Origin of the sequence: Bosea beijingensis (genome assembly GCF_030758975.1) — a bacterium.
Classification (GTDB): Bacteria; Pseudomonadota; Alphaproteobacteria; order Rhizobiales; family Beijerinckiaceae; genus Allobosea; species Allobosea beijingensis.
Genome location: NZ_CP132359.1, coordinates 40439 through 53238 on the forward strand (window position 1 = coordinate 40439; position 12800 = coordinate 53238).

The following is a 12800-nucleotide window of genomic DNA, read 5'->3' on the forward strand; positions in this document are numbered from 1 at the left end:
CGTCACTCCCCTGAGCGCCCAGGCAGCATGCCCGGCCGGCCCTCAGGGGCAGCTAAGGAGAAGAAGGCCAAGAAGCGAGAACGGAGCGCGGGCGCGCATGCCGACGACCTGCGCAGCGGCGCAGTCCTTCGTCTGGTCATGGCGGGCGGTCGAAACCACGGGCGTTCCTCAAATCGACAGGACAGGATGTAACCGAAGCAGGGGGCACCGCGCAAGCATATGTCGCATGCCGATTTGAAATAAGAACAGGCAACTTCTGTGAATTAAGATGACGCTGCGCGATTCGGCCGGCGGTCGCGCCAACCTGGGGACCGGCCTGAACCACCGGAGCGTCGCGCCATGATGCGCTATGACCGCCCTGTGATCGGCCTCGCCTTCTGCCTGTCGGGCCTGGCCGGCTTCGTCGACGCGCTCGGCTTCCTCAGCCTCGGCGGATTCTTTGTCTCCTTCATGAGCGGCAACACCACCCGCTTCGCCATCGAACTCGCCGGCCGCCACGCCGGCGGAATCCTGCTCGCTGCGACGATCCTCGGGCTTTTCGTGATCGGCGTGGTCGGCGGCTCGCTTGCCGGCCATGTCGCCGGGCGCCAACGCAAGGCCGCGGTGCTGGCCTTTCTCACGCTCGCCCTGCTGATCTCGGCCGGCCTCGATTCGATCGGCTTCGGCATGGCCGGAGCCGGCGTGCTGGCCATGGCGATGGGCGCGGAGAACAGCGTCTTCCAGCGCGACGGCGAGGTCACGATCGGCCTAACCTACATGACCGGCACGCTGGTGAAGATGGGCCAGCGCATCGCCGGCGCCCTGCTCGGCGGGCCGAAGCTCGCCTTCCTGCGCCATTTCGTGCTCTGGCTCGGCCTGCTCAGCGGCGCAATCGCGGGCGCCGTCGCCCATGGCCGGATCGGGCTCGACGCGATCTGGTTCGCGGCCGGTGCCGCCGCCCTCTTCACGTTCGTCGCGGTGTTCATGCCCGAGCGCGACTGAGCCACCGCTTTGCCACGCCGGAGGAATCGGTCATGTTTCGCGCACGATCCGCCGGAGCTTTCCAGATGCGCGCCTCAACCGTCCTTGTCCCGGCCTTTGCCGCGCTCCTGCTCTCCGCCTGCCAGACGCCGTCCGGCGGCCCGCCCCCGGCCCCGCCGCCGTCGCAGGCCGCGCCCGGCGTGACGCCGAACACCTTCCGCATGCCGTCGGGCAGCGGCTGCTCCGGTGAGGTCGAGCGCTTCCAGGCGGTGATCGACAACGACCTCGCCACCGGTCACACCACCAAGGGCGTGCATGACCGGGTCAGCGGTGAGATTTCGCGCGCCCGCTCGACCTGCTCGGCCGGCAACGATGCCAGCGCAACCGGCCAGATCCGCGCGACCAAGGCGAAGTTCGGTTATCCGGGCTGAGCTAAAACGAAGCGCCGTCATGCTCGCCCTTGTGGCGAGCATCCGCGTCTTGAACATCGCTCTCGCCGAAGGAAGACGTGGACGGTCGGAACAAGTCCGACCATGACGGAGTGTGGCGGCTCAAGCCGCCAATCCCCGCTTCTCCAGCAGCGCATCCGGCGTCGGCAACCGCCCGCGGAACAGCGTGTAGGCCTCCGCCGCGTCACGCGTATCGCCAGCCGAATAGATGTAGCGCTTCAGCTTCTCCGCGACCGCGGGCGAGAACACGTCGCCGGTCTCGGTGAAGGCGTTGAAGGCGTCGGCATCCATCACCTCCGACCAGAGATAGCTGTAATAACCGGCCGAATAGCCATCGCCTGAGAAGACATGGGTGAAATGCGGCGTGCGGTGCCGCATCGTGATCTCGGCGGGCATGCCGATGCGGGCAAGCTCCGCCGCCTCGAAGGCGAGCGGATCGACTTCGGCCGGCGCCTCCAGCGAGTGGAAAGCGAGATCGACCAGCGCCGAAGAGGTGTACTCCACCGTGGCGAAGCCCTGGTTGAAGGTCTGGGCCTGCTCGATCTTCTCGATCAGCGCCTCGGGAATCGGCTCAGCCGTCTCGGCATGGTGGCAGTATTCGCGCATCACCTCGCGGGTCAGGAACCAGTGCTCGTAGAGCTGCGAGGGCAGTTCGACGAAATCGCGCGCGACCGACGTGCCCGCCAGCGAGCCATAGGTCACATCCGAGAGCAGCCCGTGCAGCGCATGGCCGAACTCGTGGAACAGCGTGCGCGCATCGTCGAGTGAGAGCAGCGCCGGCTTGCCCTCGGCCGGCTTGGCGAAATTGCAGACATTGACGATGATCGGCCGGGTCTCGCCGTCGAGCTTGCGCTGGCCGCGGAAGGCGCTCATCCAGGCGCCGGAACGCTTCGAGGCGCGCGCGAAATAGTCGCCGACGAACAGGCCGATATGGCGCCCGCTTGCGGTCTCCGTCACCTCGAAGATGCGCACGTCCGGATGATAGCCCTTTAGCTCCGGCCGCTCCGCGAAGGACAGCCCGAACAGCTTGCCGGCGACGTCGAAAGCCGCTTGCCGGATGCGATCGAGCTGGAGATATTGCTTCAGCACGGCTTCATCGAGCGCATAGGTCCTCTGCCGGACCTTCTCGGCATAGTGGCGCCAGTCCCAGGGCCGGATCGGCCCGTTCTCGCCCTCGTCCTGCGCCAGCGCCGCAAGATCGGCGGCCTCACGCGCCGCGCGCGCCTTGGCCGGCTTCCAGACCAGTTCGAGCAGCCCGCGCACATGCTCCGGCGTCTTCGCCATGGCATCGTCGAGCTTGAAATGCGCGAAGGTGGGATAGCCCAAGAGCTTCGCCTTCTCGGCCCTGAGCTTCACCATCTCGGCGACGATCGCGCGATTGTCGCTCTCGCCACCGTTCTCGCCGCGTTTGCTCCAGGCGATGAAGGCCTCCTCGCGCAGATCACGTCGCGTCGAGAAGGTCAGGAACGGCTCGATGATCGAGCGCGACAACGTCACCGCATGCTGGCCGGGCTTGCCGCGATCGGCCGCGGCGCGCGCCATCGCCGCCTTCACGAAATCAGGCAGACCGGCGAGACCCGCCGCGTCTTCGATGAAGAGCGCGTATGAGGATTCGTCCTTCAGCACGTTCTGGCTGAACTGCGTGCCGAGCCCCGCCAGCCGCTCGTTGATCGCAGCGAGGCGTTTCTTGTCCTCGGCATTCAGCTTGGCGCCCGAGCGGATGAAGCCCTTGTAGCTGCGCTCCAAAAGTCGCGCCTGCTCCGGGCTCAGGCCGAGCGCGTCGCGCCTGGCATTGACCGCATCGACGCGCGCGAACAGCCCCTCGTCCATCATGATCGCCGACCAGTGCCGCGAGGTGATTGGCGACATCTCGCGCTCGATCGCCTGCAAGGCCTCGTTCGTGTCGGCGCCGGTCAGGTTGTAGAACACGCCGCCGACGCGGCTGAGCGCGCGGCCTGCTCGCTCCAGCGCCTCGATCGTGTTGGCGAAATCGGGCTCCGCCTTGTCGGCCACGATCGCCGCGATCTCGGCCTTGTGCTTGGCGAGCGCCGCCTCGAAGGCCGGGCGGATATGCTCCGGCCTGATCGCGGCGAAGGGCGGCAGCCGGAACGGCGTCTCCCAGCGCGTGGCGAAAGGATTTTCGGCCGGCAGCGGTAAGGCTTCCGGATAGCTGGTCTCGACAGAGCTCATAGGGTCACTTTCGCGGAACGGGCGGGGTCAGGTGTCCTCGAAGATATGTTCGAGATAGCTGCGCATGAAGGGCGGCATGTCGTGCTTTTCGGTATCAGCGAGGTCGCGCACAATGACGATGTCGGACAGCTCCTCTTCTGCGAGATGCTTCATCCGCTCCAGCATCAGCGCCCGCGCCTCGTCGGCCGGCAAATCGATCATGACCTCGCGCATGAAGGCGATGCGGCCCTGCTCGATCAGCGCCGTCCAACCTTCGCCCACCTGAAGTTCCTCGACGCGCAGCCCCGTCTCCTCAGCGAGCTCGCGGGTGACGCTGCCGGCGAGGTCGAGCGTGCCGTCGGGGCGGGCATCGTCGCGGTCGGGCGTGCCGGCGGCAAAGTAGACCTTGCCGGCATTGGCGGTGTGGTCGCCCATCTTGCCGCAAAGAAAGGCGCCGTCATTGGCCCTGAGCGCTGCCATGGCGAAGCCGTTGCGAACGATCGCGCCGGGATGGCCCAAGTCGCGCCAGGTCAGGAAAGCCGCATAATCGGTCTCGAAATAGCCGGCCTCGAACACCCCGTCGTTGATCGCAGCGCGATGCTGGAGCATCACGCGGCCATTGAACATCGTCGGCTTGTCGACGGTGACCTCCGCCCAATGCGCCTTGATCAACGCCTCGTTGTCGCGTGCGAAGACCCAATCGTAGGACTCGACCCTCGCATCGACCCGCGACAGCCGAATGATCCTGCTGTTCCCGACGTCATCGCTCACAACAGCACCCCCTCGCTGACCACGATCGCCGAACCGCCGATGCGCGCCGAGACCAGCGCGCCATCGCGCACGCTCAGCTCCAGCGTGATCTGCGACGGCCGGCCCATCTCATAGCCCTGCTCGATGACGAGGCGGTGGTCGCCATCCTTCGGCTTGTCATAGGCCATGATCGCGCCGGCGAAAGCGGCGGCGGCACCACCGGTAGCCGGATCTTCGCCGATACCCGTTCCCGGCCAGAACATGCGCACATGGAAATCATGCCCGATCTCCGCCGTCTCGCGACTGTAGAGGTAAGCCCCAGCAGCTCCGAACGCCGCTGGCCAGCGGGCGATGTCGGGGCGGGAGCGATTGACGGCATCGCGTGTTGCAACTGGAACGAAATGGAATGGCACGCCGGCCGAATAGATCGCCGGGACATGGCTTTCGAAGCCGATATCGTCTGATTTGAGGCCGAGCGCGGCTGCCAGGATTGCCGTCTCCGCCGACTCGCCCACCCATTCCGGCAGCCGCGGCAGCGTGAAAATGGCATGCCCGGCATGGCTGCCTTTGATCGAGACGGCGCAGGAGACCGGTCCGACCTTCTCCTCCAGCACCAGCATGTCGGCGGCCTTGCCCTCGGCCTCGTCGGTCAATGCAAGCCAGACCGCCGTCCCGACCGTCGGATGCCCGGCGAAGGGCAATTCGCTGCCAGGCGTGAAGATGCGGATCGCAGCGCGATGCCCGGGCTTTTCCGGCGGCGCGACGAAGACCGTCTCGGACAGGTTGAACTCTTTGGCGATGGCCTGCATCGCCTCGGTATCCAGTCCTTCCGACTTGAGCACCACCGCCAGCGGATTGCCGGCATGGCGGCGCGTGGTGAAGACGTCGAGCGTGACGAAGCGGCGTTTCATCGGATCAGCCTTCGGGGATGTCGAGATCGATGGTCAGCGGGCAATGGTCGGAGGCCTTTGGCCGATCCCAGCCGACACGCGGATAGCGGTTGGCGCAGGTCGCCAGCTTCGCCATCGAGCGGTCCGGCTCGCGCGGATCGAGCGGCACGCGGTAAGGCAGGCCACGCCGGATCATCTGCATGGCCGGCTTGGGATTGGCCGCCGCCAGCGCCGGCGAGAGCAGGATGTGATCGAGCGGCATGTGGCTGTCGACCAGCCGCTCCCGGCTCTCGGACCAGTAGCGCCGGAAATGCGTCCAGCGTTCATGCGACGGCAGCGTCTCCATCGGATCGACAGCGAAATCGTCGAGTAAGGGCTCGATGCCGCTGGCGCCCTCGTCGACCACTTCGGCGCGCGGCCCGAGCCCGTAGCGATAGCCATTGAGATCGCCCAGCACGATCCAGTTGGTCTCGCGCCAGCCGCCGCCGAAGCGCTGCTGGATCAGCCAGCGCACGGCCCGCGCCTCCGCCCGGCGCACCGGCAGCGTCGCAGTGCGCCCGTCCTCGCGGCCATTGTTCATCGACTTGAGATGGCAGCCGAACAGGCTGAGACGCCGCCCCGCGACCGTCAGCTCGACCTCCAGGCAATCGCGCGCGAAGACCTTGGCCTGCGGTCCGATGCCGAGCATGGCGAGCTCGCGATCATGCACCCCGGCCTGCGCGAAGGTCAGGTCCTTGTGCGAACGCACCGTCACCTGTCCCGGCCCGAACAGGTCGCGCCGCGCGGCGAAGCCGATATCGATGCTGCGGCGGTCATTGCCGTCGATCAGCGCGAAATGGCCGTAGCGGTGGTCGGCGATGCGATGGACGTAATTGGCGAAAAAGGCCTGCAGGCTGGCGAGTGAATCGACCTCCTGCAGCATCCAGAGGTCGGCCTGCGACTCGGCGATGGCGAGCGCCGTCATCTGGCGCTTGTCGTCCTCCAGCGCCACCGCGAGCGAGCGCTCCACCGCATCGCGCTCGTCGGCGCGCGGAAAATGAAACAGCGACATCGCGGCGGCCGTTTCGGTGCGCCCACCCGGCTCGAAGCGATGCCGCGTCAGCAGGTTCTCGACATTGAAGGTGCCGACGCGCAGTTTCATCTGGCGGCTCAGATCGCCTGCGGCGCGAAGACCTGCGAGGGCGCGACGAATTCGTCCTGTGCCGCCACCGTCAGGATCTCGCGCGAGCCCGCTTCTTTCGTCCGCTTCAGCAAACCGTAGATCGAGGACGCCGCCTTCGACAGCGCGGTCGCCGCCGATTCCTCGCGCAGGTAATGCGTGAAGAACAAAGCCGCGATCGCATCGCCCGCGCCATTGACGCTGACATCGAGCTTCGGCGTGCGCACCCGCCAGCTCCCCTTGGCGTCCGACGCCATCAGGTCGATCGCGTCGCCGGGCGTCTCTTCCGTCACGAGCGAGGTCACCATCACCACCTTCGGGCCGGCATCGCGCAGCGCCTCCACGGCGCGATGCGCATCGGCGATCGTCTTGATCTCGACATCGGTCAGCAATTCCAGCTCGAACTGGTTCGGCGTCACGATATCGGCGGCCGGCACGGCCTGCTCACGCATGAATTCGGGAATGCCCGGCCTGACGAAGACGCCGCGGCCGACATCGCCGATCACCGGATCGCAGCAATACAGCGCCTTCGGATTGGCGGCGCGCACTCGCTCGACCGCCGAAAGAATGGCGTGGCCGATATCGGCCGAGCCCATATAGCCGGAGATCACGCCGTCACAGTTGCCGAGCACGCCGCGCTCGGCGATGCCCTCCATCACCTCGTCGATCATGCCGCCATCGAAGACACGGCCTTTCCAGTTGCCATAGCCGGTATGGTTCGAGAACTGCACCGTATGGATCGGCCAGACATCGACACCGAGCCGCTGCATCGGAAAGGTCGCGGAGGCGTTGCCCACATGGCCATAGGCGACATGGGACTGGATCGAGAGAATATTCATGGTCCGAAGCGATACCCGGTTCGCGGTGGGACCGCGAACCTAACCGCTCTCACACGAGGCGCAAATCGAAAGCGGTGAAGCGTTACATCACCCGCGCAGGGCCGCTATTCCCGCGGCGCGACATGCGCCATTGTCGTGGTCAGGACGTAGCGCAGGCCGTCTGGCCGATAATCCAGCTCGACCTCGCCCTGGAATTTCTGCGCCATGACGCGCTCCACCAGGCGGGAGCCAAAGCCCTGCCGCCGCGGCTTGACCACCGGCGGTCCACCGCTCTCGATCCACTCGAAGCGGAAGGCATCCTCGCTCTGCGGCCGGCCAACACTCCAACGGATCGAAACCTCGCCGCTCTCGACCGATAGCGAGCCGTATTTCACCGCGTTCGTGGCAAGCTCGTTGGCGGCGAGCGCCAGCGTCATCGCCTGATCGGCCGCCAATTGCAGCGGCGGTCCCTCGATCCGGATCGTGCCGATATCCGAGCGATGCGGCGCCAATGCCCCGTCGATCACGGCGCGGATCGGCGCGCTGCTCCAGCTCGACCGGGTCAGGATGCTGTGCGCCTCGCCCAGCGTCGCGATGCGGTCGCTCAGGATCGACTGTGCCTCCTCCAGCGTCTCGGCCGAGCGGAAGGTCTGGCTGGCGATCGCGGCGATCATCGCCAGCGTGTTCTTCATGCGATGGGCGAGCTCGGCATTGAGCAGGCGTCCGTTGCGCTCCGCCTCCATCTTGCCGGTGGTTTCCATCACCGTGTCGATCACGCCGAGGACGCGGCCCGCCTCGTCGCGGATCGGACTGTAGCAGAAGGTGAACCAGACCTCCTCCTCATAACCGTAGCGGTCGATGGTGAGCGGGAAATCCTCGATGAAGGTCGCCTCGCCGGCGAAGGCCTTGTCGATCAGTGGGCCGATCTCGTCCCAGACCTCGGTCCAGACATCGCGGAACGAGCGGCCGAGCGCATACGGCTTGTCGCCGAGGATCGGCCGGAAGGCGTCATTGTGGATCGTGATCCGGTCCGCGCCCCAGACGATGCATTTGGGGAAGCGCGAATTGACCATCATGCCGACGGCGATCTTCAGCGCCGCCGGCCAGCCGGCGATCGGCCCGAGCGACGTCGTATCCCAGTCATGGTCGCGAATGGCAGTGGCCATCTCGCCACCGCCGTCCAGAAAGGCGTCTTCGCCGCTCACGTGATTCCCCCAGCGCGATCCGGCGCAACATGCACGGAACGCAGAGCGAGCGCGACGTCAAAAGACAGCCATCGCGCTCGGACATGCGATCAGGAGCCGGAAGCGGCCTTCTTGGCGAAGCTGTCGATGAAGGTCTTCGTCAGGTCGACATTGGAGTTGGTCAGCTCCGGATCGAGCAGCTTGAGCGAGTCGTACATGCTCTTCATCGCGTCGGGCGTCGAGATGCCGGTGCGCGAATAGCTCTCCTGCGAGTTCTTGACCGCCTGGAGATAGAGCGGCTTGTCGCCGAGCAGGTATTCTTCCGGCACCAGCGCCGCGACATCCTCGGGCTTCGCCGTTTCCAGCCACTTCAGCGACTTCATCAGCGCATTGACCAGCTTCTGGGTCGTGACCGGGTTCTTCTCGGCGAAGTCGTTCTTGAGATAGAGCACGGCCGCCGGGTTCGACCCGCCGAACAGGGCCTTGGTGCCGGCCTCGGTGCGGGTGTCGATCAGCGAGACGATGTCGCCATCGGCCTCGAGCTTCGAGGTCACCGGATCGAGATGCGAGATCAGGTCGACCTGCTTCTGCTTGATCGCGGCGACCGCGCTGGCGCCGGCGCCGACGCCGATGATCGCGGCATCCGTCGCCTTCAGCCCCGCCTTGACCATCGCATATTGCGCCGTCAGCGCCGTCGAGGAGCCGGGCGCGGTGACGCCGATCTTGAGGCCCTTGAAATCGGCCGCGGACTTCACCTTGTCGGCGAGGTCCTTGCGCACGGCGATGGTGATGGCCGGGAAGCGCCCGAGCTCGATCACCGCACGGATGTCCTGTCCCTTCGCCTGCATGCGGATCGTGTGCTCATAGGCACCCGTCACGACATCGACAGAGCCGCCGACCAGTGCCTGCAGAGACTTGGCGCCGCCGCCGAAATCGTTGATCTCGACATCGAGCCCCTGATCCTTGAAGTAGCCCTTCTTCTCCGCAACGGTCAGCGGGAGGTAATAGAGGAGCTGCTTGCCGCCGACGCCGAGCGTAAGCTTCGGCTTCTCGGCATTCTGAGCGAAGGCCGGGGCTGTCAGGGCCGCCAGCGCGAGGCCGGCCGCCAGCATCAGATGTCTGCGATTCATCGGTGTTCCTTCCCTGCGGTGCTTTGTTTGGAAAGCCTTGTTGCCCGCAGTTGTAGTGAGTAGCCGGCGGCCCGCCAACCCCGCCTTGCGTATGGGCCGGGCGCCTCAGTGCAGGATGCGGCTGGTATAGAGCGCGACCGCGAAACAGGCGGCCGCAATCCCCAGCAGAACCCAGCTCGCCCGCGTCGGGTTCTCCAGCGCCGCGTCGGAAGGGTTGGCGGGGTCGTAATGCACCTCGACCTTGGCCCCCAGCGGATAGCGCCCAGTCACCCGGTCGGCGACGGAGCGCGAGCCGGACACCGCCAGCCCGACGGCAACCTGCCGGCTGGCATAGCTTTGGCCACCGACCTCGTAGCGAAACTCCACGATAGGCACATAGGTACGGCGCGTCGGGCCGGAATCGAGCGATCCGCGCTCCTCGACACGGCTCTCGACGATCTCGCCGGGAACGACCGGCCAGGCATTGGCCCGCCTGAGATGGCGCCGATAGGCCAGAAAGAAGACCAGCGCCGCCAGCCCGAAGCCCGCGGCGAAGAGCGTCACCGGTACATCCGCATCCGGCGCCACCGAACGCAAGGCAGCCGGCCCCCGCGTGAACGCCCAGTAGATGCCGGCGCCGATCACGCCGAAGAACGCGATCACCCCGCCACAGCCCTTGACGATGCCCTTCGGCGCGCCGCGCTCCAGCACGTTGCTGTCGGGGTCGGCGGGATCGTAATAGACCGTGACCGTCGCCCCCACGGGGTAGCGCTTCAGCGCCTCGTCGGCGAAGGGGCCGCTGATATTGCCGAGGCTGACCCGGTTGCCCTGATAGTTTCGGCCCCGCACCGAGAAGCTGTAGCTCACATCCGGCACGTTCTCGGTCTTGCCGATCGTGCTGCCGGCCGGCGGGCTGCGGCTTGCCATGCGCGAGCGGGTGATCCGCCCCTGCGCCTGCGCCCAGCCTTTGGCCTGCCGCACCTTGAGGACGCCATTGACGATCAGCGCGACCAGCATCACCGCCATCGGCAGGAAGATCAGCACGACGGGGCCGAAGGTCGAGTTCGCGAAAGGCAGGCGCTCCTTCCAGCTATCCGGCAATTCGGAGATGACGAAGATGAGCGCGATCGAGGCGACGACCGCGACGATCGCCCAGACCGGCGGCTCGCCCCGCGCCTCCGCGGCTTTCTTGCCGGACGGCTTGCGCTGCCAGACGCGCGCATCGCGCCAGCTTTTCTCGCCGCGCAGATAAGCGAGCAGCATCGCCTTCAGTGCCGCGGCATCGACGGTGTCCGCAGCCTCGAAGCGGCTCTTGCCGTCATGATAGGTCAGCCGGAACCGGCCTCCGCCCCTGGCGAAGGCTTCGATATCCCCATCATCATCGGAGAGATTGACGAACCAGTCGGCCTCGCCGCGATAACCGTCTATGGCCGCGATCACGTCCGCAGGCTTGGCGGCCTTGATGATGCGGTCATTGACGTCGAGTTCCATGACCCGCCCCCGCCAGCGCTCGGGCCGAGCATGATCCTGCCCGGCCCGGCGATCAAGCGGAGATGACGTTAGGTCGTGGTGGTCGAGCTTTGCCCCGGGCGCCAGACGAGCAGGCGCTTCTCGACCACCGTCACGGCTGAGTCGATCGCGATCACGAAGATCGCCAGGATCAGCATGCCCGCGAACACGCCGGTGACGTCGAACACGCTCTCGGCTTCTTGAATCTTGTAGCCGAGCCCCGCCGAGGAGCCGAGGTATTCGCCGACCACCGCGCCGACCAGCGCAAAGCCGACCGAGGTATGCAGCGAGGAGAACATCCAGGTCAGGGCCGAGGGCCAATAGACATGCTTGAAGAGCTGCCGCTCGTTCATGCCGAGCATGCGCGCATTGGCCAGGATCGTCGGCGAGACCTCGCGCACGCCCTGATAGACGTTGAAGAACACGATGAAGAAGACGAGCGTGAAGCCGAGCGCCACCTTCGACCAGATGCCCAAGCCGAACCAGAGCGCGAAGATCGGCGCCAGCACGACGCGCGGCAGGGCGTTCGCCGCCTTGATATAGGGATCGAACACCGCCGAGAGCAGCTCGCGCCGCGCGAATGCGAAGCCGAACAGGATGCCGGCGAGCGAGCCGATGACGAAGGCGAGTACCGTCTCGGTCAGCGTGATGCCGAGATGGTAGTAGATCTCCGCGCTGGTGAGCTGCTTGAAGGTGCGCGCCAGCACGGCTGATGGCGTCGAGAAGAAGAACTGCATCGTCTTCACGTCGCCGAAAAGGCTCGTGGTGGTCACCACATGCCAGACCAGCAGGAAGACCAGCATCACCAGGATCTGGAGCGAGAGGAGCTTCATCCGCTTCATGACGCGTCTCCCCCGACGAGCTCGCGCCCCTCGCCCATCGCATAGGCCTTCTGCACCTCGACGCGCAGCGAGGCCCAGATGTCGCGATGGATCTCGTGGAACGCCTTCTCCAGCCGGATATCGGCAATGTCGCGCGGACGCGGCAGGTCGACCTTGTAGTCGGCGACGATCCCCGCCGCCGGCCCCGCCGACATCACCACGACCCGGTCGGACAGCGCGATCGCCTCTTCCAGATCATGGGTCACGAACATCAGCGCCTTGCGGTCGCGCGACCAGAGATCGAGCAGGAGATTGCCCATGATCTGCCGGGTCTGCGCGTCGAGCGGCCCGAACGGTTCGTCCATCAGCAGTATCTCGGGATTGCGGATCAGCATCTGGGCGAGGCTGACGCGCTTGCGCTGCCCGCCCGATAGCATGTGCGGATAGCGGTCGACGAAGGTCCGCAAGCCCACGCGGCCGAGCCATTCCCGCGCACGCTGATCCGCCTCCTGATTCGAAATGCCCATCGGCTCCAGCGCGACCTTGACGTTCTCCAGCGCCGTCTTCCACGGCATCAGCGCGTCCTGCTGGAAGAGATAGCCGGCGCGCCGGTTCAGCCCCGAGAGCGGCTTGCCGAAGATGCCGACCGCGCCGGCCGAGGGCGCGAGCAAGCCGGCCGCGGCATTGAGCAAGGTGGACTTGCCACAGCCGGTCGGCCCGACGATCGAGACGAACTCGCCGGGATGAACGTTGAGGTCGATGCCCTTGACCGCCTGGTAACGGCCACCATCAGCGAGGTGGAAGGTGATGTCGATGCCGCCGAGCTTGACCGCCGGATCGCCCGACGGCCCCGGCCCTGCTCCCGCATCCTGGTGCGGGCGATCCTGCAACTCCATGAAATCCGTTTCCCCGTCAGGCGCAGCGTTGGCGCCAGGCCGTCAGCTTTTCCGCGTTGGCGGAATTAATAGGCGATCGTCCGGGG

General features: G+C 66.2%; 12 protein-coding genes. 2 read left to right on the forward strand and 10 right to left on the reverse strand.

All coding sequences use genetic code 11. The annotated features are described in order from the left end of the window. Window positions 1-339: 339 nt before the first annotated feature. The gene (locus Q9235_RS00190; RefSeq protein ID WP_306224756.1) at window positions 340-981 is read left to right on the forward strand and encodes a YoaK family protein; all 642 of its coding nucleotides are present in this window, start codon (window positions 340-342) and stop codon (window positions 979-981) included. Window positions 982-1046: 65 nt separating this feature from the next. Continuing rightward, on the forward strand, window positions 1047-1391 hold the full coding sequence (locus Q9235_RS00195) for a hypothetical protein (protein ID WP_306224757.1): 345 nt from the start codon (window positions 1047-1049) through the stop codon (window positions 1389-1391). Window positions 1392-1511: 120 nt separating this feature from the next. Here Q9235_RS00195 and Q9235_RS00200 read toward each other — a convergent pair whose 3' ends face one another. The 10 genes from Q9235_RS00200 to Q9235_RS00245 form a co-directional block, all read right to left on the reverse strand. Then, complete coding sequence (locus Q9235_RS00200) at window positions 1512-3599, reverse strand: M3 family metallopeptidase (RefSeq protein ID WP_306224758.1); 2088 nt, start codon at window positions 3597-3599, stop codon at window positions 1512-1514. 27 nt (window positions 3600-3626) lie between these two features. Beyond that, the gene (locus Q9235_RS00205; RefSeq protein ID WP_306224759.1) at window positions 3627-4349 is read right to left on the reverse strand and encodes an NUDIX hydrolase; all 723 of its coding nucleotides are present in this window, start codon (window positions 4347-4349) and stop codon (window positions 3627-3629) included. Next, window positions 4346-5239 (reverse strand): PhzF family phenazine biosynthesis protein, encoded by an 894-nt coding sequence (locus Q9235_RS00210; protein ID WP_306224760.1) that lies wholly within the window; start codon window positions 5237-5239, stop codon window positions 4346-4348. The genes Q9235_RS00205 and Q9235_RS00210 overlap by 4 nt, the downstream gene beginning before the upstream one ends. 4 nt (window positions 5240-5243) lie before the next feature. Then, window positions 5244-6359: an endonuclease/exonuclease/phosphatase family protein gene (locus Q9235_RS00215; protein WP_306224761.1), complete on the reverse strand. Its 1116-nt coding sequence runs from the start codon at window positions 6357-6359 to the stop codon at window positions 5244-5246. Window positions 6360-6367: 8 nt separating this feature from the next. Then, window positions 6368-7216, reverse strand: coding sequence for a pyridoxal kinase PdxY (pdxY, locus tag Q9235_RS00220; RefSeq protein ID WP_306224762.1), 849 nt, complete (start codon window positions 7214-7216; stop codon window positions 6368-6370). 104 nt (window positions 7217-7320) lie between these two features. Continuing rightward, window positions 7321-8400 (reverse strand): sensor histidine kinase, encoded by a 1080-nt coding sequence (locus Q9235_RS00225; RefSeq protein ID WP_306224763.1) that lies wholly within the window; start codon window positions 8398-8400, stop codon window positions 7321-7323. A gap of 89 nt (window positions 8401-8489) precedes the next feature. Further along, window positions 8490-9509 (reverse strand): ABC transporter substrate-binding protein, encoded by a 1020-nt coding sequence (locus Q9235_RS00230; RefSeq protein ID WP_306224764.1) that lies wholly within the window; start codon window positions 9507-9509, stop codon window positions 8490-8492. Between the two features lie 105 nt (window positions 9510-9614). Further along, window positions 9615-10979: a DUF3592 domain-containing protein gene (locus Q9235_RS00235; RefSeq protein WP_306224765.1), complete on the reverse strand. Its 1365-nt coding sequence runs from the start codon at window positions 10977-10979 to the stop codon at window positions 9615-9617. A 68-nt stretch (window positions 10980-11047) separates the two neighbouring features. Further along, the gene (locus tag Q9235_RS00240) at window positions 11048-11839 is read right to left on the reverse strand and encodes an ABC transporter permease (protein ID WP_306224766.1); all 792 of its coding nucleotides are present in this window, start codon (window positions 11837-11839) and stop codon (window positions 11048-11050) included. Beyond that, window positions 11836-12714, reverse strand: coding sequence for an ABC transporter ATP-binding protein (locus Q9235_RS00245; RefSeq protein ID WP_306224767.1), 879 nt, complete (start codon window positions 12712-12714; stop codon window positions 11836-11838). The genes Q9235_RS00240 and Q9235_RS00245 overlap by 4 nt, the downstream gene beginning before the upstream one ends. Between the last annotated feature and the right edge of the window lie 86 nt (window positions 12715-12800).